The organism is Sessilibacter corallicola (genome assembly GCF_021290925.1).
Classification (GTDB): Bacteria; Pseudomonadota; Gammaproteobacteria; order Pseudomonadales; family Cellvibrionaceae; genus Sessilibacter; species Sessilibacter corallicola.
In genome coordinates this window covers 210805-232567 of the sequence record NZ_JAJSLX010000003.1, presented here as the reverse complement: position 1 = coordinate 232567, position 21763 = coordinate 210805, and the positions used below count along the sequence as shown (strand labels likewise).

The 21763-nt window shown below is 43.5% G+C and carries 21 protein-coding genes; 6 read left to right on the top strand and 15 right to left on the bottom strand.

The genetic code is table 11. The features are described from left to right. Positions 1-3 precede the first annotated feature (3 nt). The 15 genes from LU361_RS15360 to nifL all read right to left on the bottom strand — a co-directional run bounded on the left by LU361_RS15360 (position 4) and on the right by nifL (position 15923). Entirely contained in the window at positions 4-702 is a 699-nt protein-coding gene (locus LU361_RS15360) for a HupE/UreJ family protein (protein ID WP_233089769.1), read from the bottom strand. Continuing rightward, positions 695-3826 (bottom strand): efflux RND transporter permease subunit, encoded by a 3132-nt coding sequence (locus LU361_RS15355; protein WP_233089768.1) that lies wholly within the window; start codon positions 3824-3826, stop codon positions 695-697. The genes LU361_RS15360 and LU361_RS15355 overlap by 8 nt, the downstream gene beginning before the upstream one ends. Before the next feature lie 10 nt (positions 3827-3836). Beyond that, positions 3837-5075 (bottom strand): efflux RND transporter periplasmic adaptor subunit, encoded by a 1239-nt coding sequence (locus LU361_RS15350; RefSeq protein ID WP_233089767.1) that lies wholly within the window; start codon positions 5073-5075, stop codon positions 3837-3839. 25 nt (positions 5076-5100) lie between these two features. Beyond that, positions 5101-6408 (bottom strand): TolC family protein, encoded by a 1308-nt coding sequence (locus LU361_RS15345; RefSeq protein ID WP_233089766.1) that lies wholly within the window; start codon positions 6406-6408, stop codon positions 5101-5103. 25 nt (positions 6409-6433) lie between these two features. After that, positions 6434-7417, bottom strand: coding sequence for a M56 family metallopeptidase (locus LU361_RS15340; RefSeq protein WP_233089765.1), 984 nt, complete (start codon positions 7415-7417; stop codon positions 6434-6436). After that, entirely contained in the window at positions 7404-7808 is a 405-nt protein-coding gene (locus tag LU361_RS15335; RefSeq protein ID WP_233089764.1) for a BlaI/MecI/CopY family transcriptional regulator, read from the bottom strand. The genes LU361_RS15340 and LU361_RS15335 overlap by 14 nt, the downstream gene beginning before the upstream one ends. A gap of 100 nt (positions 7809-7908) precedes the next feature. Then, positions 7909-8181 carry a BolA/IbaG family iron-sulfur metabolism protein gene (locus tag LU361_RS15330; RefSeq protein ID WP_233089763.1) on the bottom strand — a complete coding sequence of 91 codons (273 nt, stop codon included), beginning with the start codon at positions 8179-8181 and terminating at the stop codon, positions 7909-7911. 3 nt (positions 8182-8184) lie between these two features. Beyond that, positions 8185-8511, bottom strand: coding sequence for a Grx4 family monothiol glutaredoxin (gene grxD, locus LU361_RS15325; RefSeq protein WP_233089762.1), 327 nt, complete (start codon positions 8509-8511; stop codon positions 8185-8187). A 17-nt stretch (positions 8512-8528) separates the two neighbouring features. Continuing rightward, entirely contained in the window at positions 8529-9275 is a 747-nt protein-coding gene (locus LU361_RS15320) for an ankyrin repeat domain-containing protein (protein WP_233089761.1), read from the bottom strand. Next, the gene (locus tag LU361_RS15315; RefSeq protein WP_233089760.1) at positions 9272-9934 is read right to left on the bottom strand and encodes a nitrogen fixation protein NifQ; all 663 of its coding nucleotides are present in this window, start codon (positions 9932-9934) and stop codon (positions 9272-9274) included. The genes LU361_RS15320 and LU361_RS15315 overlap by 4 nt, the downstream gene beginning before the upstream one ends. Further along, complete coding sequence (locus LU361_RS15310; RefSeq protein ID WP_233089759.1) at positions 9931-10350, bottom strand: ArsC/Spx/MgsR family protein; 420 nt, start codon at positions 10348-10350, stop codon at positions 9931-9933. Before LU361_RS15310 ends, LU361_RS15315 begins: the two co-directional genes overlap by 4 nt. A 13-nt stretch (positions 10351-10363) precedes the next feature. Next, positions 10364-10642 (bottom strand): 4Fe-4S binding protein, encoded by a 279-nt coding sequence (locus tag LU361_RS15305; RefSeq protein WP_233089758.1) that lies wholly within the window; start codon positions 10640-10642, stop codon positions 10364-10366. 19 nt (positions 10643-10661) lie between these two features. Then, positions 10662-12149: a nitrogenase cofactor biosynthesis protein NifB gene (gene nifB, locus LU361_RS15300; RefSeq protein WP_233089757.1), complete on the bottom strand. Its 1488-nt coding sequence runs from the start codon at positions 12147-12149 to the stop codon at positions 10662-10664. Positions 12150-12634: 485 nt separating this feature from the next. Then, on the bottom strand, positions 12635-14212 hold the full coding sequence (gene nifA / locus LU361_RS15295; protein ID WP_233089756.1) for a nif-specific transcriptional activator NifA: 1578 nt from the start codon (positions 14210-14212) through the stop codon (positions 12635-12637). 85 nt (positions 14213-14297) lie between these two features. After that, entirely contained in the window at positions 14298-15923 is a 1626-nt protein-coding gene (gene nifL, locus LU361_RS15290) for a nitrogen fixation negative regulator NifL (RefSeq protein WP_233089755.1), read from the bottom strand. A 609-nt stretch (positions 15924-16532) separates the two neighbouring features. Here nifL and rsxA point away from each other — a divergent pair. From rsxA to LU361_RS15260, 6 genes are read left to right on the top strand one after another with little or no spacing between them, the layout of a single operon-like run. Then, positions 16533-17114, top strand: a complete 582-nt coding sequence (gene rsxA, locus LU361_RS15285) for an electron transport complex subunit RsxA (RefSeq protein ID WP_233089754.1) — start codon at positions 16533-16535, stop codon at positions 17112-17114. A gap of 14 nt (positions 17115-17128) precedes the next feature. Further along, positions 17129-17656 (top strand): RnfABCDGE type electron transport complex subunit B, encoded by a 528-nt coding sequence (locus LU361_RS15280; protein WP_233089753.1) that lies wholly within the window; start codon positions 17129-17131, stop codon positions 17654-17656. Between the two features lie 34 nt (positions 17657-17690). After that, positions 17691-19244: an electron transport complex subunit RsxC gene (rsxC, locus tag LU361_RS15275; RefSeq protein ID WP_233089752.1), complete on the top strand. Its 1554-nt coding sequence runs from the start codon at positions 17691-17693 to the stop codon at positions 19242-19244. Next, on the top strand, positions 19241-20320 hold the full coding sequence (locus LU361_RS15270) for an RnfABCDGE type electron transport complex subunit D (protein ID WP_233089751.1): 1080 nt from the start codon (positions 19241-19243) through the stop codon (positions 20318-20320). The genes rsxC and LU361_RS15270 overlap by 4 nt, the downstream gene beginning before the upstream one ends. Then, positions 20317-21006 (top strand): electron transport complex subunit RsxG, encoded by a 690-nt coding sequence (rsxG, locus tag LU361_RS15265; RefSeq protein WP_233089750.1) that lies wholly within the window; start codon positions 20317-20319, stop codon positions 21004-21006. Before LU361_RS15270 ends, rsxG begins: the two co-directional genes overlap by 4 nt. Next, positions 20999-21727: an electron transport complex subunit E gene (locus tag LU361_RS15260; RefSeq protein ID WP_233089749.1), complete on the top strand. Its 729-nt coding sequence runs from the start codon at positions 20999-21001 to the stop codon at positions 21725-21727. Before rsxG ends, LU361_RS15260 begins: the two co-directional genes overlap by 8 nt. Positions 21728-21763: the final 36 nt, after the last annotated feature.

The following is a 21763-nucleotide window of genomic DNA, read 5'->3' as shown; positions in this document are numbered from 1 at the left end:
ATTTTAACCGTTGTTTGAAATTAGTAAGTCTGTGATTTGAAAACCAATCAATATAAAACCAGCGCTCATTAATGCGGTATTTGTGACTGTTGCAAATCGTTCATAAGTGTTTGAATGACGCCAAAAATTAATGGCAATCAAAATAATTGCTAACGCGATAAATTGACCTAGTTCTACACCTATATTAAAAGCAATTAGATTTTCCAATAAGCCAGCCTCGGGTAACTTAAACTCTTGTAATTTGGTGGCCAAACCAAAACCGTGGAATAATCCAAAAACTAAAATTGCCCATTTTACATTAGGTTGGTAGCCCAATAGTCTTTTGAATCCGCCCAGATTATCGAATCCTTTATACACTACCGACAAACCAATGATGGCATCAATCAAGTAAGCATTAACATTGATATTACCGAGCACTCCCCACATCAAGGTGATGCTATGACCCATGGTAAACATCGTCACATAAAGCAAAATGTCTTTACTTTTATATAAGAAGAAGACAACACCTACCAAAAAGAGTAAATGGTCGTATCCCGTTACCATATGCTTTGCGCCAATGTACATAAAAGGAATCAATTGAACGCCGGTATTACTTTCGAGAAAGCTGCGGGTATTATCATCAACCCCATGAGCAAAAACACATACCGAAAGTACCGACAGTAAAATTGTTAATACAGACTTAAATTTTAAACTCTTACGCATTGACTAGTTCTCGCTCGTATTCATGAGTTTCTCTGTGTAACAGTCGATAAAGCGCTGGTATCACAAAAAGAGTCAACAATGTTGATGATAGTATTCCACCAATGACTACCGTTGCTAACGGTCTTTGTACTTCTGAGCCAATACCCGTGTTGAGAGCCATAGGAACAAAACCCAAAGATGCAACCAGCGCTGTCGTTAATACCGGCCTTAAGCGTGTTAAAGCACCTTCGATAATTGCTTTATCTAACGGTAACTTTTCTCGGACTAGTTCACGAATAAACGACACCATAACAAGGCCATTTAAAATTGCGATACCAGACAGCGCAATAAAACCAACCGCAGCAGAAATAGAAAATGGAATATCACGTAAAATCAATGCAGCCACTCCGCCAGTCAGGGCAAGTGGCACACCAGTGAATATAATCATGGCGTCTTTGAATGATCCCAGTGCTAATATTAATAGGCCAATGATCATTGCCAGTGTTAATGGCACAACAACCAATAATCGTTGCGACGCCGACTGCAATTTTTGATAGGTACCGCCGTATTCAATCCAATAGCCGCTCGGTATTTCTACAGTATTGGCGATGGCATTTTGTATATCATTGACGAAGCTGCCTAAATCTCTTCCTCGAACATTAGCAGTAACCACCACACGACGTTTACCATTTTCACGATTTACTTGGTTGTAACCTTGCACGGATTCCAAATAAACCAATTCTTGCAGTGGCACGCTGATACCGTCGCCGATATGAATGGGAAGGTGTGTCATTGCATCGACATTGTTGCGCAAGTTTTCTTCCAACCTAACCACAATATCCGCACGGCGATCACCCTCGTAATACTGACCGGAAATACGGCCACCAAAAGCAGTCGCTAGCTGTTCCTGAATATGCTGCTTTGTGACGCCATACTGCCGAAGTTTCTCGGTTTTAGGCTCCATCACTAACATAGGCAAACCTGTAGTTTGTTCAACTTGTACATCAGCAATACCGTTTACAGATTCAATTGCCGCTTCAATTTCACTGCCCAGATTCGCTAAATTCTCTAAGTCGTCGCCGAAAACTTTGATCGCCAATTCTGCCCGCACGCCTGACAGGAGCTCGTTGAAGCGCATTTGAATAGGCTGAAGAAATTCATAGCGATTGCCCGGAATATCAGTAACTAACGCTTCTAACTCAGCAACTACTTGCGCTTTGGGTTTGCTAGGGTCCGGCCATTGTGAGCGAGGTTTAAGAATAATAAAATTGTCTGCAACGCTCGGAGGTACAGCGTCAGTGGCAACGTCGGCTGTGCCAATTTTTGCAAAAACCAATTCTACTTCTGGCTGCTCCTTAATGCGTTCTTCTAACACTTCTTGCATTGATATGGCTTGTGACAGCGAGGTTCCGGGAATACGCAAGGCATGCATGGCGATATCGCCTTCATCGAGGTTAGGAGCGAATTCACTGCCCATACGCATAGCGGTAAAAGCGCTGTAAATAACTAGTACCGTGGCTGCACAAACCACTGACATGCGATGTTTCAATACCCAAGATAATGCTGGTTTGTAAACGGATATCGCCGAAGAAATAATAATGTTCTTTTTTTCTTTAACCGGCTTTTTAAATAACAAGGCGACACAAGCAGGCACAAACGTTACCGATAGTACCATTGCGCACAACAGGGCAATCACCACCGTAATAGCCATAGGATGAAACATTTTGCCTTCGGTACCTTCAAGCGCAAAAATAGGTAGGTAGACGGCCGTGATAATAAACACACCGAAAAGAGCAGGGCGAATAACTTCTTTTGTGGCCTCAAAAACTATTTGTAAACGCTCGTTTAAGGGTAGAGTTTTCGAGGTTGAATGCGTATTGCTTAATCTGCGCAGACAGTTTTCAACAATAATAATTGCCCCGTCGACCAAAAGGCCAAAATCTAAGGCACCAAGGCTCATTAAGTTTGCACTAACACGCGTTTGAACCATACCAGTAATTGTCATCAGCATTGCAAAGGGAATAACCAACGCCGTAACAATTGCAGCTCGAATATTTCCTAATAGCAGAAATAAAATCACAATAACTAGCAATGCACCTTCTAACAGGTTTGTTTGCACGGTTTTTAATGTTTTATCCACTAATTTAGTGCGATCGTAAACCGCAGTAGCAATAATACCTTCAGGAAGCGATTGATTAATTTCTTTTAGTTTTTGTGCAGTAGCGTTTGCAACAGTACGACTGTTTTCGCCAATTAACATAAAAACAGTACTCATAACCACTTCGTGGCCATTTTGCGTTGCCGCGCCGGTTCGTAACGCTTGTCCTTCACTTACGCGGGCGACATCAGCGATAGTTACGCTTGAACCGTCTTGAGTCATTAACGGAATTAATTGAATTTTTTCGATCGCATCAATCTGACCGGTAACCCGCATTAACCATTGCGCACCGTTACGCTCTATAAATCCCGCGCCACGATTAGCGTTGTTGGCTTCTATCGCGGTAACAACATCTTCCTGAGTTAACCCAATTGCAAGCAACTTAGCAGGGTCGAAAGCAACAAGAATTTCTTTTTCATAACCGCCAATGGGATTAACTTCAACCACACCTGGCACTCTCATTAATTGAGGCCGAATAATCCAATCGTGTACGGATCGTAGATCGGTCGGTGTCACGGGACTTCCATCATCGTTGACCGCGCCTGGTTCTGCGTCGACGGTAAACATAAATATTTCGCCAAGACCTGTTGCAATGGGTCCAAGTTCTGGCTCAATGCCGTTCGGTAGCTTTGAACGTAACGATGAAAGGCGCTCGTTAATTAACTGACGAGCAAAATATATGTCTGTGTCATCAGAAAATATCGCCACAACCTGAGAGAGACCATAGCGGGATATTGAACGTGTGTGTACCAATCCTGGCAACCCTGCCATCGCATTTTCAAGTGGATATGAAATTCTTTGTTCGATTTCAAGCGGCGTGAACCCCGGGGCTTCTGTATTAACCATTACTTGTACATTAGTAATATCTGGCACTGCATCGATGGGAAGTTTCGTGAAACTCCAACCACCAATAACAGAGACTGCCAACACTAATACGATAACAATGGCACTGCGCTGAATCGAAAAATACAGAATTTTTTCTAACATAAGAGTACTCCTAGTGATCGTGTGAGGCGCCGGATTTTTCGATATCAGCTTTAATGATGTAACTATTTTCCGTTACGTATTCAGTACCAGGGTCAATTCCACCCAATACCTCAACCCACTCACCAGCTTGCATTCCTAATTCGAGCATCCGTACTTCGTATTGTTCGCCGAATTTGGCATAAACTACGGTAAAGTCACGGAAGGCTTGTAATCCTTCCCGCTTAACCGCAAGTGGCGTATCTACAGTTGCAATTTCAATGTCTGCGGTAACAAACATACCCTCAGTTAAGGTTGCATCGGTGTTCCTAACTTCTGCTAAAAAAATACGCGCTTGATCATTTCTTAAAGTGGACTTTGAACCAGAAACAACCGACGTTATCCCATGATCGAATCCATTTATGTTAATTTCTACTGGCGCAAATTTTTTTATACTAGGAACATCAGTAGGGAAAACGGCGAGTTCTGCTACTAATACCTTTTGGCTGGTAAGTTCTAACAGAGTGCGAGCGGAAGTTTGCTCAGCTTCACTGGCCAATTGCTGGCTAATAACACCATCTATTGGTGCCGTAATTTGATAGCTTTTTAAACTTTCATTACTCTCAACAGTAATTAGCGTTTGGCCTTTCTTAACATAATCACCTAACGCCACATGCATGTTTTTAATCACACCATCAAAACGGGCTTGAATCTTACGTTTTGCGTTTGGCGGTAACGCTAGTTGTCCGTAAACACGAACGGTTTCGTGTAAGGTGGCAGGCCCGGTAATTTCGGTTTTAATATCTAATGCTTGTGCAATATTATTTGCTATGCGCGTGCGTCCTTCAAAATTATCATACTGCCATTGATAACTTTTTCCCTGATAGTCGGCAGTAAGAAGTACAACAAACGAGTGCGGTTCATAGACCACCGTATCGCCGCGTAAATAATCGTTTTCGACGGAAAAATTAATGTTGTCGGTTACGTTCCCCAATCGTTGCAACTGAATTGTAATATCGACTTGGCTTGGATTGATTGTCTTGCCGTCATCAGTTACCCAAACTCTAAATTCAGGAGGAACGCCTGTTTCAACAATAGCCAGTTCTACCGCAAAGCTGCCGTCGCGTAACATTCTGCCTCGATTCGGCCCTTTTTCGGGTTCAGCTTCTTGCATTTGAGTCTCAGATGCCAACACATAACCGGCGCTTGAAATTACACCGATCACCAACATTTGGCTGAGCAGAAAAATACGTAAAATGCACTGAATGTTCATAATAATTTTTTCCTAAAAGCTCTTTTTAAAAAGACAACGACGTACCGGTTAGGCGCTGTAGTTCAATATGTTGCATGTGAATGGTTTCATAGGCGGTTAATAATTCCTGCTCAAAAATTAATTTTTTATTGAGGATATCTGACCACTGGGTATAACTAAGCTTTCCAGATTCATAAGCGCTTAACGCAAGATTTTCAGCATCAGTAAGGGAAGGGATAATTTTTTGTTCGAGCGAATTAATCACATGGGTACTGTGTTTGATTTCTTGTAATAACGTGTAAAGTTGCGTTTTTAACTGCTGGTGGAGAGTGGTATATTCGGCAATATATTCTTCTTGTTGGGCATAAAAGCGACGAATTTTTCCTTCACTGGATCGATCTTTCCCCAAAGGAACTGACAAACCAGCAACAAGGCCGAAATCATCCGTTGCTTCGAAGCGACGGATTCCCGTAGAAATTTGCCATTGGGGTTTCGCTTGAATACGCGAAAGTTCTGCTTTGGAAGCTGCAATTCGCTGTTTCGTTACCAATAAATCCAGCGCAGGATGCGTTAATAGTTGTTCGAATTTTTCGTCGGCATCGACCAATTGAGGAATTTTGAATAAATCACCCGATAAATCATATCGGCCATCGAAATTACTCCATTGAGCACCCAGCGCATAAAATGTTGTTAAAAGCGTGTGATGTAAATCTTCGACTGCTAACTCTCGTTGCGCCAATGTAACTTCTGCCTGAAGTCGCTCAAATTCCGGACTTTTACCCAACGTTACACGTTTGCCAATGGCCGATAGGGTATCTTTCGCTTGCTGCACAGCTTCCTCTGCTAAAAATAGCCGTTGCTTCTCGACCAAGCCTTGAATGTACAAACGAGAGGTTTGCGCCGATAAATCAAGCGCGGTAATTTGCTGCTCTATAATTTGCTGCCCAGAAGCAACTTTCGCACTCCTTACACGACCAGCAATAACATGACTTTGCAAAAGCCAATCGATAGACAGGGTGGTTTGAGCCCCATCAAAACTGCTGAATTCACCAGAACCGGCAAAATCTTCCACCGTTAAATGAATATTTGCGCGTTCACCCACTCCCGCCTGATCAATCAATCCTTTGGCGGCTTCTATCTTATGAACAAAAGTGGTTAGTTTTGGGTGATGCTCTAGCGTAAGTTGAATGGCCTCAGACAAAGACAATACCTCTGTATTTTCAGAGGCAGAAACATGAGTACCGCTAAACACAAAGCAGGTAATCACACCTACCGTGAGTTTAGCCAACCGATGTTTTACAAAAAGCCGATCGGCAATCGGTTTTTTAAAGATACGTAAATAACTGAAATTCATAAATCAGCTCGTTTAAAACCTTAAATTAATGTGAGAATAGGGTATCGACGACGTGATGGAGAGTGTCTACCACTGAAAAAGAAATCACCGAAACGGTAACAAAAGCTAAACCATAAAAAGCCAACGGATACAAACGGTAAACCTGTGGCGCAACCAATGCTCGAACTCTAATATCAATGTCATTATCAATAAAATGACTGACCAAAGAGTTTGATGTTTTAAAATAGACACGTTGTATTCTGGCTGCGTTTACCAAAGTTTGTGCGATATCGAAAGAACAATAAGATTTAGCAACTTCCGCGTCAGCCAATAATTCGCAACTGGTCGAAAAGTTTTTATTTAATTGTTTCGCTAAATTATTTGGGAAGAGGGATGCAAAAATCCTGAAAATCCATTTTTGCAGAGAATCTTTGTTTTGGTTGTGGGATCTTTCATGATCGATGATGATATCCAATTCAGGCGTTGTTACTTGATCCACTAACCCCGTGGTTAAGTAACATTTAGCTTGAAAAAATCCCGCTGAAAATGCAGAGGGTAATCTCGAATCGATTAACACCACATCCGACGGTAAATCAGATGTTATTGTTTGGTGCTCATTTAATTCAGATTCAGTAAAGTTATCAAGAACTCTCAGATTATGTGATTGGCGCACAGCAGAATGTGCCCGCGAAAAAATCACGTAAACGGTTATCACTATAAACAGAATTAAAGTAGCACCATGCCAACTGGCAATATCAAAAACATATAAATGATGCCAGTGAGTAATTTGTGCTATTAAAGAATTAGAAACACGTTCGGATAATACAACTAAACCGACAGAAACAAGGCCAATCAACCAAGGTGATAAGACATATGCCCAAAGAACCTTCTTTTTGTTAGACGCTGAAATCAACGCTAATGAACGATTTAAAAGAGGGCTTGCAGTGCTTAATAGTACCGTTGCTATTAGCAAACTCAGTAAACCGATACTAAAAAGATTGAGAACGAAGGCGCCTTCACTGATTTCCATCGTTCCGATCCTTTGACAACTTTTGTCTCTGTTGCTGAATCAAATCTTCTAACTGAGTTAACTGTTCATCATCCAACTCTTTAGAGACCGAAGCGAACGCGGCTATCAAACCGTCTTCTTTATCGTTTACAAAATCACCGGTAACGCTTTGAATTAATTGCGCAATCAACGCCTCACGGCCAACGGCCGCGCTGTAATAATAAGCGTGTCCGACTTTTTGGCGGGAAAGTAAATTCTTCTTGAACAGACGGTCGAGAGTACTTTGAATGGTATTGAGCTTACCGCCCATAGACATCGTTAGTGCTTTATGAACCTGCTTGGCATCGGACTCTGGTGTAGCCCAAAGGTAGTGTAATACACGTTTTTCAAGGTCACCCAATATCATTTGCATTGCATTCTTTGCTGAAATGGAATGGCCTACATACTAACACATAAAAACCGTCCATCAATCGGTTTTTATGTGTTAGAAGTTTGAAGACATAAACAAATGACTACATTTGAATTTGCACACCTACCGAAGCGGCGCTTCTGTTCGCCCATTCGTCGGGCGTATAGGCTTTAACGGTTACAGCGTGGAGATCACCGCTTCTCAGCATTTGATCGAGTAGGGCTAAAACCGTTTTTTGTCGATCGATGGTTTTTTGCCCTTCGAAAGATTGGCTAATGATCCATACTGTGAAAGTACAGTCTTCTCCATCGAGAGAGATTTCGGCGCCCTCGATGGCGCTCGCAATCAGGTCGGTAATAATTTCAGCTTTATTCATGCCTTAGGCTTCCGCAGAAGATGCTTGGCTCAACATGGGTTGTAGTGAACCGTCTTCAACCATTTCAAGAACTATGTCGCAACCTCCGACCAGTTCACCCGAAACAAATAACTGAGGGAAGGTGGGCCAATTGGACACAGAAGGTAGCCGTTCCCGAATAAATGGTGAGGCGAGCACATTGACATAATTAAATGGGTAGCCTGTTTTTTTTAACGCAGCCACAGTCGAGCCGGAAAATCCGCATTCCGGCGACTCAGGCGTGCCTTTCATATACAATAAAATCGGGTTGTTAGCGATTTGATCTCTGATTTTTTGCTCGGTCGTGTTCATTGTTTTCCTCAATAATATTAAGCAACAGCTTCATTTGTCCGACTGCGAGAAGAACTCGACCCATTTTTGTCGTACATACTCAGTCTTAAAATTGAGTCATGAAACATGTAATCGGTCAGGAGTTCAAAGATGTCGTCCATGCCAATGGAATAATTCAGCGCAGTAAAACCGTAGATATTGGTATTGTCGACCTCAACATCGGCATTTATCAGTGTGCGCACACATTCGATGTTTTGGCTTAGGCAGGCGTACCAAAGTGCGTTGTTGCCTCGGCTGTCTTTCAAATTAGGGTCGGCACCACATAAAATAAAATCGCGGACGAGATCGGTGTTCCCGCGTCTGGCTGCCAGCATCAATGCCGTTTCATATTGAGAATTAAGTCGCGCATCAACGTCGCTATTTTCGATACCTTTTTCGCTCATCCATTTGTTCACGCTATCACTTATGGGAAATTCGCTGTCGATTTGGTGGCACCACGCAGAATAACCACCGTCAACGCTATAACAGTCATTAAAGCCAAAATCAGAAAGCAGTCTTGCGATGTCTTGACTGCTGTTTCCGTGGTAGCAATAAATAATCAATGCGGTTGATTTGCTGGTTTTTCGTATCAGCTTTTGTAAGCCTAATTCATCCAATAAAATTGCTTTTGGATGGTGTCCCTCTCGATAGTGAGATTCAGATCGAATGTCTAAAAGTAATACATCCGAACGGGTGGCTAGGATATGGTCTGCATCTTTTACTGAAATTCGTTTGAAATAGCTCATTCTTCGACTCCAAAACAATCGTTGTAGGTCGGACAGATATCACAGCTCGGAGCACGGCAAACATAGTGTCCTTCTGCCTCGCAAAGCTGCTTGTAAAAAAACTTTTTCCAACGCATATTTTGCGTATTTTTTATGGCGAGTGTTGGAAAATAATATTCAATTAAATCTCTAAGCATTGATCGGCTTTCCATACCAATATCTCGCCATAAATGGTTGTCGCCAAGGCACGCGGCCGCGAGTATTTTTGCCATCCAAACTTCTTGAATTGAATTATTTTTAGAATATGAGAGCATCAGTGTAACTAGCTCATACCATTCTTCCTCGCGAAGTTCAAAAAGCTCCTGTCGTACTTCGATCTTGCTAGCGCGGTTTTTGTCTATTTTTACTTTATCGAAAGTTGCTTTATCGAGATTTACTTTATCGAAAGTCTCTTCATCAAAAACCACGTCATCAAAAGAGAGCCCCAACTGTTGATAGTGATCGATAAAGTCTGCGTATTCGTTTTCGTTTAAACCAAGCTTGTCCGGCAACGAACTTGTATTTTCCGATCTCGATTTCAAAATTTGAGATATAAATTCTCTTTCCTGTTGGCTCTCTATCGTCGATATCGATCCAACATCGTCAAAAGCCTGCACTAATTGGGTCGCCTCCAGAGTCATGAGCAAATTCCTTTCGAGCCATTGACAGAACAGCGTTCTAAGTCAGCTGTTATTTCATTACGTTGCTCTAAACCCAATTCGATAAGGATTGAATTTAATTCAAACCCACACATCTTTAATGCATTCAACTCTATGAGAGGGCGTCGAATAAGTATTGGGTTATCAATCAACAACGACAGCGCTTTTTCTTCATTTAATGCTTCGATCTTAATCTCTCCGCGCTTGACCTGTGGTGCATTTTTATTGAACCAGTTTGCTATGTGGTCGTCCGAGAAAAATGCTCTCAAGCTTTGCTTATCCCAGGCAGACTTAAGTAAATCTCTTGCCTCGACATCGAGACCTAAATTACGAAGCATGTTTTTTTGTTTTTGATTTGAAATACAACCTGGCTTTTCGTAAAACACCACCGTCGTCATGCGTACCTCGGTGTTATCGCGCTTGTATTTCGTTCATCGCTTCAGCCAGAGTTTCTGGAGGAATGCCGGTTAGCGACCCTGGTGGGTTGATGGCAAAACCTCCTGAATCGAGTATGGCTGATTCGATAGGGCATATGCTTGCACACTGTGGGTCTGCGTAATCTCCCTCACATTCCGTGCATTTCTTTGCATTTACTAACATGTGTGTGTTTGATGCAGAGATCGCATCGCTTGGGCACACGTCAACGCATGCCCAACAATTTACACAGAGATCAACAATTTCAACCGACATAAGGTTCGCTCCTAGATAGCTACGCTAACGCTGATAAATCATTGTTTTCATTTTTAATGGCACCGGACAAAATCATTTCTTCGTAAACAGCCATCACAGCTTCTTCGATCGGCTCCATAGCGTGTTCGCCGTTAGGCTGGATGCCAGCTTCCTCAAGCATGCCCCAAGGTTCAAAACCAATTTTTGAACAAAGAACAGATTCACAACCTTTTAACGCTCGAATAGAACCGTCAAGTGCGCTTTCTTTTTCGCCGCAGGTGTCATTACCGATGCAGTACTGATCAACTTTACGATGGCTAATAAACCGAACACCCTGCGGTGACGCTTCATAAACTAAGAACTCTGTCGCGTGGCCGAAGTGTTGATTAATAATGCCGCCTCCGGCTGTTGCCACTGCCATAAGGACGGGTCGAGTATCTTGCGGAATTGAAGGTTCATCGCTTGGAATACTCACACCCGCAATGCGCGCGCGTTTTTCTTCGAGTTCCTCAATAATACCTTCGTGTATCACGGCACGTTTTTCCATGGCCGCTTCATAATCGATTTCCATTTCTTCAATTTTTTCCATTGTGAATTCTTCGCCGCGATCTTCACCGAGCAAACCCACGGCGTCAGCACGGCACTGTCTGCAGTGACGCATCATATTCATGTCGCCTGAGCATTCGTCTTGTAGGTTTTGCAGTTCTTCTGGCTCTGGGCTGCGCTGGCCCATGACGCCGTAAAATGTTCCGTGTTCTGCTTCGGCGATAAGCGGCATTACATTATGTAAAAACGCGCCTTTAGACTTTACGATCTGACTGACTTCTTTGAGGTGTGAATCATTTACACCAGGAATCATGACAGAATTTACTTTCACCAAAATGCCGCGGTCGGTCAGCATTTGCAGACCTTTTTGTTGCTGCTCAATAAGAATCTTTGCGCCTTTAACACCTCTAATTCGGCGTCCGTTCCAATATATCCAGGGATAAATCTTCGCGCCAATTTCTGGGTCGACGCAATTAATCGTAATCGTTACATGGTCGATGTTGTGTTTTGATAATTCTTCCACGGCATCGGGTAAGGCGAGCCCGTTTGTCGATACGCACAATTTAATATCAGGCGTTTGTTCGCTAAGCATTCTAAAGGTATCGAACGTTCTCTCTGGATTTGCTAACGGGTCACCGGGGCCGGCAATACCCAGTACGGTCATTTGCGGGATATTTGCAGCTACTGCTTTTACTTTTTTTACTGCCTGATCTGGAGTCAATAACTCAGAGACAACACCGGGTCTTGATTCATTTGAGCAATCGTATTTTCTGTTGCAGTAGTGGCATTGGATATTACAAGCTGGAGCTACAGCTACGTGCATACGTGCGAAATAATGGTGAGCATCTTCAGAGTAGCAGGGGTGGTTTTGAACTTTATTTTGAATAGATTCAGGGAGGTGAGCTAACTGATCTTCAGTACTGCCACATCCGCTGGAAGAACAACCACTGGCTTGAGTTTCGTCAATTACTTCGAGTTCCATTTTGGTGTCTCCAAATCACGCGCGTATACCAGGCGCATTGTTTAGTTGTAGTCCAAAGATCAATAATCTTCGGAGGAATACCAAACTAAGTGCAACGCGTGTGCCCAATTTTAAGCTCTTGAATTTATTGATAAAAATTATTATGTGATTCGGTTTTGTTGCTGACCATACAATAAAATGCTGCCAAAATGTCGTGGTCGTGACACAGTTTTTTAAGCCAGAGATTATTAAAGGAACTTCTAATTAACAAAGATTAATAATCGGTTGAGTGGAGCAGGGTAAATGGGTGGGCTTTAAATTTTAAATGGCTGACTATAAATTTAAATATCAAATCACAATTCTTAAATATCAAATCATAATTCTAAATATCTAATCATAAATTTTAAATAACCAGCCACAAAGTTAACTGTTCTAGATAGAAAACCAGTATAGAAATTTAGATAGAAAAATCAGAAATAATTTCGAAGACGTATTTCTCTAAATATTTAAATTCTTCGCACATTGATATTTAGGGTTTGAATTCGATAGGCGATTTGTCGTGGTGTCATTCCCAGCAAACGCGCAGCTTTAGCTTGAACCCAGCCCGCTTGTTCTAATGCGGCAATCACTTTTTCTCGTTCATCTAAATTATCGTCGCTTAGATCAGTGGGGGGTAAATCGATATGAGCAGGGTGGGGTGGAACTTCTTGATTTAAGCCTGTCATTGAAATTGCATCGCAATCTACAGTGCCTCCTTCGCTCATGATCGAGGCACGCTCAAGACAGTTCTCAAGTTCTCTAACATTTCCTGGCCAACTGTAGTTCATCAGCATTCTAACGGCTGTGTTGGTCAAGCTAAGTTCTCGACTTTGTTTCTTGGCGAGTTTAGAAAGTAAAAACTCCGCTAATTCGGGAATATCCGCCCGGCGTTCACGCAGTGGAGGAATTTTAATCGTCATAACATTTAAACGATAATACAAGTCTTCACGAAAATTGCCTTTTTCGACTTCTGTTTCCAAATGACGATTTGTCGCCGCGACTATTCTTAAATCTACACGAATTGTTTGGGTTCCACCGACTCTTTCAAACTCACCTTCTTGTAATATTCTGAGTAATTTCGCTTGGAACATCGGAGAAATTTCGCCGATTTCATCAAGAAATAAAGTTCCGCCATCGGCTTGTTCGAAGCGTCCTTTTCTTTGCTTAACTGCACCGGTGAATGCGCCTTTTTCGTGGCCAAACAGTTCTGACTCAAGCAGTGTTTCTGGCAAGGCCGCGCAATTTAGACGAATATAAGGTTGTTTGGCTCTCGGTGAATTGTAATGTATTGCGCTTGAAATTAATTCTTTGCCCGTACCGGATTCGCCGAGAACAAGTACTGTGCTGTCCCACTTGGCAACTCGGCGTGCTTGATCAAACACTCGGCGCATCAGTGAGGTATGGCCGATAACCATGTTTTCAAAACTAAACGTTGCGCGTACTTCACGTCGCAATTCATCTCGCTCGGTTGCGATTTCCTGACCTTTTTCCTCATTAACTAGCAATCTAACCGTTTGAGAAAGTAGGTGAGCAACGGTTTCCATAAACTGAGTGCGTTCCGCTAACAGGTCGTCGGCCGGACTTTCGGGCTGCGCCGCTAAAACACCGATCGTTTTACCGGATACATTTTCAATAGGAACACCAACAAAAGGCAACTCAAAGTTATAAAGCTCTAACCTGTCTAAGAAGTTCGGCTCTGAAGAAATTCTACCTAATACAATGGGATTACCGTGACTTAATATGCGTCCAATTATGCCTTCTCCGCTACGATATTTTATTCTTCCACCTTTAAAATTTTCGTCCGTACCCGAATGGATTGTTGAGACTTGAACGGAGGTGTATTCCGAGTCCGTAATCGAGATAAGCCCGTGTTTCATTCCGGCTGTATCGTGCAGGACTGCAAGCACATCTTGAAACGTTTTTTCTATAGTTTCTGAATGACAAATAATTTGAGAGATTTTACTAAGCGCCTTAATTTCCCGCTCAAGGAGTTCAGTTCGGCTTACTGGTGTGACGGTACTGAATAAACGATCATTTGTATTCATAGGCACGCTAATCTCGATTGAACCACGGTTTCATATCGATATATTTCGATTACATTTAATTTCAAAAGCAAAATCGACAGCGGGTCTAAAGCGGAAGTTCAACCACCATGCAACAGCCGCTATCGTAATCTTCGTCAACAAAAACAGTGCCAGCATGATCCAATATGGTTTCTTGAACCATCGACAAGCCTATGCCGCGACAATTTCCTTGAAGCGGCTTTTTGGTGCTAAAAAAAGGCTCAAAAATTTTGAATCTTAAGGACTGATCAATGCCTGATCCGGTATCAATAATATCAATTCGAACGCCTTGTTTTTGCTCGTAAGTGCGTATAGTCAATTCACGCTTTATTAAATTACTGTCAGCCATTGCTTCAATCGAATTGTCGACAAGACTTCTAAAAGCACTCACTAACTTGCCTTCCTTACCAAGCACCGGAGGAAGTCGAAGGGCAGGTTGCCAATCGACGACAATGCTGTGTGAAAGTAATTTTTGAGTGGAAAGTCTAATAACATTTCGCAGTACTTCATTGACGTTAACAGACGTCTTCGATTGATCGGAGGTATCTGGTAAAGACCGCGTTAAATTTTCGAGAGCTTGATGACCAGCTTTTTGCGCATCTTTAAGCGCTTGAATTACGGGGTCTTGATCGGAAAAAACATCCTTTCTTCGTGCGAGCATTGCCAGAGCAGCTCCAATTAAGTTAACAGGCCCTTCTAAGTTGTGAATGGCGCCATTAAATGCCTCTCGTGTGGCGTGAGCTAATTCTTCTTCGGCAATAACAGCCTTTAATGCATTTAATTGTGAATCTAATTGACGCTGGCGTAATTCCGTTAAATCATCAATCGTTAATAAAAAGTGACTCGATTCAGGCTGAGTGAAAAAATTTCCGGGTTTTTCGTCCTCCAACCCAATGATAGTTCCATTACACACTAGCCATCGTTGGTTAGCGCCACCTTCATCAAAGCTAACTTCATGGTTATGAAAATGCTTACCTGTTTTTTTCAGGTTTATAAAATCATCACCCAGCATTTCTAGCAGTATTTCTTTCGCATCCTCGGCGCTTTTTTCCGGTGCAAGATCGCTTACTAATCGTTGAAAAGACGGATTCATCAAAATGATATCTGTATCTGCGTTAAGAAGCGCGATCGCAATGGGTGATGAATTAATAACAGCAGAAATCATTTGAGATAAATTATTTACTCTCTGTTCAAGCTCATGCAGATCACTGGAATCTCGGTGCATGCCAAGGTAATACACGGTATCTTCGTTTTGATCTAAAACCGGTGCAACCGAGAGTTCAGCGAGATACAGTGAGTCGTCTTTACGTCGATTTACGAGTAAGCCAGACCACGTTTTTTTCTGCAGCAGTCGACCCCATAAAGCTTGGTAGGCAAGTCTTGGCGTAGTGTGATTTGAAAGAATACTCTCGTTTTCGCCGATTACTTCATCGTTGTTATAGCCGGTAACCTTACTAAACGCTCGATTAGCATAAAGAATGTTTGCTTGTAAATCAGTGATCGATATTGCAACGGGAGCATGTTCTACCGCTTGTTTAAATACCTCCGGTGATAGATCTCTGTGTGACAAATTATAAATACTTTCTCCTCCGTCTCTGTTTTCACGAGAATCTGGTTTAGGAGCCGAAACTGAAACCTGCGTTTTTTTTATGGCGTTATTGCTTGAAATATTTTTGCCGTTAGTTGTGTTCATAGGTTCGTTCCAAGTGTTACGCATGAAAAAGTAAAAGCCACAATTAATTCAAGATAAAATTTTTCCGTCAACATTAGATTTTGAAGGGGACCAAGTTTTATCCCATAAACGAGTTTTATCGTATAAGCTAGGCCATTACTTATAAAATAAAGTTAAGCATCTAGAAAAACTCATCTCAAAAATTTTGGCGTTTCAAGGTTTTTGCCTCAAAGATTTAGGTGAGAGTCTCCGATTTATTTAACCTGCAATGACATCGCTAAATATTAATTCAGCAAAACACGTGCCGCGTGTAAAACCCCATTAAACCTTGTTTGAAACTACACATTTGTACCAAATACTACAATGGGTAGCGTGTCGCATTACTTAGTTTTGTCGTAAACCCTACATAGAAAAAACAACATAACGCCTTAGCGAATAAGCGTTTTAAGTTCAGAAACTGTTCTATATCAAAAAACTTCTTTGAATTTCACGCAGCTAACCATAAGTGTGGAGCTGTGGCATGTTCGATGCACCGCTGATCGAACAAATTATTTATTGCGCGACTTCATTCTTTGTTGAGTTATTTATTTTGACAATCACTCGCGGAATTTTTAAATGGGGACTTCGAATATGGATTACATAAGCCTGTTAATAGGAACAGTGCTCGTTAACAACGTTGTTCTTGTGCGCTTTCTTGGTTTGTGTCCCTTTATGGGTGTGTCGGGAAAACTGTCAACTTCTGTCGGTATGAGTGCGGCAACAACTTTTGTGATGACACTCGCATCAGGTTGTAGTTGGCTGTTGGAATTTTTAGTACTTCAACCTTTAAATATCGGTTTTCTTCGTATACTGGGGTACATACTGGTTATCGCCGCAGTCGTTCAATTTACTGAAACGGTCTTAAAAAAAACAAGCCCAGCTCTTTACCGATCTTTGGGTATTTATTTACCGCTTATTACGACAAATTGCGCAGTCCTTGGCGTGCCACTCATCAGTGTTCGTGAGCAACAGAGTTTCAGTGAAGCACTGACTTTTGGTTTTGGTTCCGCACTCGGCTTTTGTTTAATCATGGTTATTTTTGCCGGCATTCGAGAGCGTTTGCAATTAGCGAGTGTGCCGCGCGCATTCGAGGGACCACCGGTTGCGCTGGTAACAGCGGGACTCTTAGCAATGACTTTTTTAGGTTTTGGTGGCTTGGTTCAAGCGGTTTAAGCGAGGATTAATCAATGATAGTTGCCGTACTTTCAATCACAGCACTTGGCGCATTTCTTGGCCTGTTGCTAGGGCTTGCTGGAAAATTTTTTGCCATTGAAGACGAAAATCCGCTAGTAAAAGGCGTCGAGGATATGTTGCCCGGAAGCCAGTGCGGCCAGTGCGGTTTTCCCGGCTGTTCGCCGGCGGCCAAAGCCGTTGTAGACGGTGAGGTTTCACTTAATTTTTGTCCGCCAGGGGGCAGAGCGTTAGTTGAAAGCTTGGCGGATCTTTTAGATATCGACCCAAGTACTGTCGGTGATGTAGCCAAGCCTGTGGTTGCTGCAATTAACGAGACACAGTGTGTGGGTTGCACGAAATGCCTCAAGGCTTGCCCTACAGATGCAGTGGTCGGTGCTAACGGCCAAATACATTTTGTGGTCACGGCCGCCTGTACCGGGTGCAAAAAATGCTTTGATGTGTGCCCTGAAAACTGTATCGATATGGCTCCAGAACCCGAGTCGTTAAATGCATGGCACTGGCCTAAACCTTCGGCCGCCTAGTGAATAATCTGCAATCGCATACGGAGGCAATACGATGTTACGCAGCTTTTTGAGATTGCCGCGAGTTCAAGGGGGCGTTCACCCTAAAGGCTTTAAATCTGACTCGTCAACGATGGCGATAGAAAAGCTTCCTTTGCCCGAGCGCTTATATTTACCGCTACGGCAGCACGCAGGTGCGGATGCAATACCCATAGTAAAACCCGGAGACAAAGTACTCAAAGGTCAACTTCTCGCACTCGCGCCCTCTGAAATCTCGGCGCCTGTGCACGCATCAAGTTCAGGTGTGGTCCGGGAAATCGCGCTGGTTACTGCGCCGCATCCATCTGGCCTCCCAGCGCACGCGATCGTTATTGAGCCGGATGGCGAAGATCGTTGGCTTGAAACAGGTGTAAGCGGCAGCCCCTACGATGTAGACCCTTTAACACTGGCAGATAGAGTTGCGCAGGCAGGTATCGTCGGCATGGGCGGTGCGATTTTTCCTGCGGCGGTAAAGTTAAAGCAAGGCGCAAAGCACGAAATAAAAACCGTGTTGGTTAACGGTGCTGAGTGTGAACCCTATTTAACCTGCGATGACAGGCTTATGCGAGAGCGCGCGGCGGATATTATCGAAGGTGCTCGACTTATCCGCCATATCCTGCAGGCATACCGTATTGTTGTCGCTATCGAGGATAACAAGCCAGACGCCATCGCAGCGATGCGTGAAGCTGCCGCGCCCTTTGGAATGGTCGAGGTGCAAGTTGTACCGACTCGCTATCCAATGGGCTCGGCGAAACAGCTCATTCAAACTGTCACCGGTAGCGAAGTTCCGGCCGGAAGTCGCAGCACTTCAGTGGGCGTACTCGTTCACAACGTGGGTACTGTTTACGCCATCTATGAGGCGTTGAGTTTCGGTAGACCTTTGATATCAAGAGTGGTGACCGTAGCGGGCGATTGCGTTGCGAACCCAAGGAATATTGAAGTTGCACTCGGCACCCCCGTTAAAAATTTGATTGATGCCTGTGGCGGCTTGACCGCTGACCCCAAACGACTGGTTCTCGGCGGACCAATGATGGGCGTATCTTTAGCCTCGCTTGATGTGCCGACTATGAAAGGTGCAACCGGCGTTCTTGCGCTGTCAAAAGCAGAAGTTCCTCGCGCCGAGGAATCACCGTGTATTCGTTGTACGAGCTGCGTTGATGCATGCCCCATGGGTTTACTGCCGTTGGAAATGGCGTCCCGTACTCGAATCGATGATTTTGACGGTGCCGACGAATACGGTCTGAAGGACTGTATTTTGTGCGGCTCATGTTCATTCGTTTGTCCTTCCCACATTCCTCTCGTGCAGTATTTTCAATACGGTAAAGGCCAGCAAGACGCCAAACGGACTGCAGCTAAAAAAATGGATTACACAGTCCAGTTAAGTTTGGCCAAGCAGCAACGAGTCGACGCTGAAAAAGCCGCGAAGGCAGCAGCAAAAGCTGCGAAAAAAGCGAAGAAAACAAAACGTGTTAAACCTACGGCAAACACACCGAACACACTAAGCGATACCGAAAAGTCAGCGTCTGCGGACAGTAATGTTGAGGTTAAAACGGAGGATCAAGCGCTATGAATGCACAGCCCGCATCGTCACCTTTTGCTCATGCAGGCGCCTCAGTTAGCAACGTAATGCTTCAAGTCTGTGTTGCACTTATACCTTGCACTTTATTCGGCATCTATATATTCGGCCTTCCGGCAGCATTTTTATTTTTAATAACCTGTGCCTCCGCCTTGGCAACCGAGCTACTGTGTTTGCTTTGGCTTAAACAACCTTGGTATCGAGTTCTAGATGGTTCCGCATTATTAACGGGTTGGCTGTTAGCGCTTTGCTTGCCGCCCTGGGCGCCTTGGTGGATAGGAGCACTCGGCGGTTTCTTTGCAATTGCAGTTGGTAAACAGCTGTACGGTGGGATTGGTCAAAATATTTTTAATCCGGCAATGCTTGCTAGAACGGCGCTGTTAATTACTTTTCCGGTACAAATGACACTTTGGACTTTGCCAGACAGCGCGAGTGCCGTTAGCGTTAAAGAGTCGATAGATTACATTTTTTTAGGTGCATCAATTCCAGACGCGTATACCGGAGCCACTTACCTCGGCGAGTTTAAAACATCGTTGAGTCTGGATAATGCCGTTGAAAACAAACCATCGTTGTGGCTTGCCTTCTCTGGGCAACAAGCTGGAAGCATGGGTGAGACCTCAGAGCTATTAATATTACTGGGCGCTGCTTTTTTGTTTTGGCGCAAGATTATTAGTTGGGAAATTCCTCTCGCCATGTTGTCGTCGCTATTTCTGTTGACGGCGATAGCGTATTACGCAAACAGCGCACAGTTTGCCGATTCTATATTTCACCTCACCTCTGGCGGCGTTTTTTTCGCAGCATTTTTTATTGCGACAGATCCGGTGACATCTCCCATTAGTCGCAGCGGAAAATTGATCTTTGGTATTGGTTGCGCGAGCGTTATTTTTATTATTCGACAGTGGGGCTCTTTCCCAGAAGCGGTCGCATTTGCCGTGCTCTTTATGAATGCATTAACCCCATTAATTGACCGTTACTTTCGCCCACGTATTTACGGCCGAGATAATTCTGGCAAACCTCTGCCAGAACTCAGTGGGATTGAACTTGTACGAGAGTCTCAAAAAACACTATGAATATCTCGCTGAGTGAAAAACTGCACGTTTGGCGCAATAGAGTTGATTATCAGACAACGTTACTTGCCATGGTATGCGCCGTTGTTACTACCTTGCTTATGTTCGGGCAACAAAAAACTGCGGCACCCATTGCAGAACGTCTCGCCGAGGATCGTCTGGCTGTCTTGCAGCAGGTTTTACCCAAAAGCATTTATGATAACAATCCCCTCGAAGATTCAATAACAATCACGGATGATTTATTTTCTGATGAGCCCGTGCAAGTGTTTATTGCACGTAAGAATAATCAAGTTTCTGCCTTTGTATTTGAGTTAAATGTCGGGGGCTATGGCGGAACCATTACACTGATTATGGCGATGAATACGGATGCGGAAGTATTGGGGCTGCGCGTACTCAGTCATAAAGAAACGCCGGGCTTGGCGGATAAAATAGAAATTCACAAAAGTGATTGGATCAAAAGCTTTGATGGGAAATCGCTAAAAAACACACCGAGAAGCGCCTGGTTGGTTAAAAAAGACGGCGGTGAATTCGATCAATTTACCGGTGCGACAATTACCCCTCGTGCCATTGTTAAAGTCGTCGTGGGTGGTTTGGATTTTTACGCACGTAACTTTTATGAATATAACTTTTACGAACATAACAATGAAACCTTGGTGAATACAAACCAGGAGGTTAAAAAAGATGGATGAAAATTGTAATAGCTGTAGAAGCACGGATATTAAACCCGCAAAGAGCTATCGAGAATATTTTGGTTTTGGTATTTGGGAAAATAATATTGCGCTCGTTCAACTGCTCGGCTTATGCCCGGTGATGGCTGTTACAACTTCCGCAACAAACGGCTTGGGCATGGGTATCGCTACGACAGCGGTATTGGTTATTTCTAGCGTACTTATCTCAATATTGCGTCACAGTATTCCTGCTGAAATTCGAAACCCGGTTATGATCGCGATAATAGCCGGCACCGTTACGTTAGTGGATTTAGCAATGAATGCGTGGATGCATGAACTCTACAAAGTGCTCGGCTTGTTCATCGCGCTCATTGTTACTAATTGTGCCATCCTCGGTCGAACCGAAGCATTCGCTATGAAGCAACCACCGCTGGCGTCACTGGTTGATGCGATCGGAATGGGACTGGGTTTTACCTGGGCACTGGTCTTTCTTGGCGCGGCGAGAGAAATCTTGGGAAGCGGTACGTTGTTTGCGCACGCCTCACTGCTGCTTGGCAAGCAATTTGAGTGGCTTGAATTAACGCTGATCGATGCCGACGGCGGTGTTTTACTGGCAATCCTTCCGCCAGGGGGTTTTATCGTCCTGGGTATTATGATCGCGCTTAAACGCGTCATAGACGAATACATTGCAAAAAGAAAAGCGGACAATTCTGCTCCACCTCTGGTTGAGTTGCAGACCTAGCCCTAAGAAAGAATATTTTTATTAAGAGCTTCTTGG

Excerpts from the sequence above, each read along its gene's own strand:
- LU361_RS15360 (WP_233089769.1), bottom strand. The coding sequence starts at position 702 with ATGCGTAAGAGTTTAAAATTTAAGTCTGTATTAACAATTTTACTGTCG.
- LU361_RS15355 (WP_233089768.1), bottom strand. The coding sequence starts at position 3,826 with ATGTTAGAAAAAATTCTGTATTTTTCGATTCAGCGCAGTGCCATTGTT.
- LU361_RS15350 (WP_233089767.1), bottom strand. The coding sequence starts at position 5,075 with ATGAACATTCAGTGCATTTTACGTATTTTTCTGCTCAGCCAAATGTTG.
- LU361_RS15345 (WP_233089766.1), bottom strand. The coding sequence starts at position 6,408 with ATGAATTTCAGTTATTTACGTATCTTTAAAAAACCGATTGCCGATCGG.
- LU361_RS15340 (WP_233089765.1), bottom strand. The coding sequence starts at position 7,417 with ATGGAAATCAGTGAAGGCGCCTTCGTTCTCAATCTTTTTAGTATCGGT.
- LU361_RS15335 (WP_233089764.1), bottom strand. The coding sequence starts at position 7,808 with ATGCAAATGATATTGGGTGACCTTGAAAAACGTGTATTACACTACCTT.
- LU361_RS15330 (WP_233089763.1), bottom strand. The coding sequence starts at position 8,181 with ATGAATAAAGCTGAAATTATTACCGACCTGATTGCGAGCGCCATCGAG.
- grxD (WP_233089762.1), bottom strand. The coding sequence starts at position 8,511 with ATGAACACGACCGAGCAAAAAATCAGAGATCAAATCGCTAACAACCCG.
- LU361_RS15320 (WP_233089761.1), bottom strand. The coding sequence starts at position 9,275 with ATGAGCTATTTCAAACGAATTTCAGTAAAAGATGCAGACCATATCCTA.
- LU361_RS15315 (WP_233089760.1), bottom strand. The coding sequence starts at position 9,934 with ATGACTCTGGAGGCGACCCAATTAGTGCAGGCTTTTGACGATGTTGGA.
- LU361_RS15310 (WP_233089759.1), bottom strand. The coding sequence starts at position 10,350 with ATGACGACGGTGGTGTTTTACGAAAAGCCAGGTTGTATTTCAAATCAA.
- LU361_RS15305 (WP_233089758.1), bottom strand. The coding sequence starts at position 10,642 with ATGTCGGTTGAAATTGTTGATCTCTGTGTAAATTGTTGGGCATGCGTT.
- nifB (WP_233089757.1), bottom strand. The coding sequence starts at position 12,149 with ATGGAACTCGAAGTAATTGACGAAACTCAAGCCAGTGGTTGTTCTTCC.
- nifA (WP_233089756.1), bottom strand. The coding sequence starts at position 14,212 with ATGAATACAAATGATCGTTTATTCAGTACCGTCACACCAGTAAGCCGA.
- nifL (WP_233089755.1), bottom strand. The coding sequence starts at position 15,923 with ATGAACACAACTAACGGCAAAAATATTTCAAGCAATAACGCCATAAAA.
- rsxA (WP_233089754.1), top strand. The coding sequence starts at position 16,533 with ATGGATTACATAAGCCTGTTAATAGGAACAGTGCTCGTTAACAACGTT.
- LU361_RS15280 (WP_233089753.1), top strand. The coding sequence starts at position 17,129 with ATGATAGTTGCCGTACTTTCAATCACAGCACTTGGCGCATTTCTTGGC.
- rsxC (WP_233089752.1), top strand. The coding sequence starts at position 17,691 with ATGTTACGCAGCTTTTTGAGATTGCCGCGAGTTCAAGGGGGCGTTCAC.
- LU361_RS15270 (WP_233089751.1), top strand. The coding sequence starts at position 19,241 with ATGAATGCACAGCCCGCATCGTCACCTTTTGCTCATGCAGGCGCCTCA.
- rsxG (WP_233089750.1), top strand. The coding sequence starts at position 20,317 with ATGAATATCTCGCTGAGTGAAAAACTGCACGTTTGGCGCAATAGAGTT.
- LU361_RS15260 (WP_233089749.1), top strand. The coding sequence starts at position 20,999 with ATGGATGAAAATTGTAATAGCTGTAGAAGCACGGATATTAAACCCGCA.